Below are 457 nucleotides of genomic sequence, written 5' to 3'. Positions count from 1 at the left end.
ACTTTGGTTATATGTTTGTTTTTGCCGTCGTAATTAACAAAAATAGTTCCTGCGCCAATATTAACCGCCTGACCAACTTCGGCATCGCCAACATAAGTCAAATGGCCAATATGAGTATGATCGCCAATCTTGGCGTTTTTCGTTTCGACAAAATTTCCAATATGGACGTCAATACCGGTGATAGTTTTTTCACGCAAATGGGCATATGGGCCGATAACGTTTTCGGCTCCGATTACCGAGTCGTGTTCGATAACCGTACCGGGTTTAATAATAGTGCCGGTCCCGACAAGCACATTAGCGTCAATGTAGGTAGTCAAAGGATCGATCATCGTAACGCCGTTGGTCATCATTTGATTGTTAATCCGTTTTCTAGCAATTTTGCTAACCGCTGCCAATTGTTGTTGAGTATTCACTCCAAGGATATCCTGCCAATCTGCAACCTGAACAATCTTGGCAC

General features: G+C 43.1%; 1 pseudogene. It reads right to left on the bottom strand.

From position 1 onward, the window contains the following. Positions 1-457 (bottom strand): annotated as a pseudogene (locus KH893_RS12120) (bifunctional UDP-N-acetylglucosamine diphosphorylase/glucosamine-1-phosphate N-acetyltransferase GlmU); the annotation flags it as partial.

It is taken from the genome of Liquorilactobacillus sicerae (assembly GCF_029916425.1).
Taxonomy (GTDB): domain Bacteria; phylum Bacillota; class Bacilli; order Lactobacillales; family Lactobacillaceae; genus Liquorilactobacillus; species Liquorilactobacillus sicerae.
This window is presented reverse-complemented; position numbering and strand designations above follow the sequence as displayed.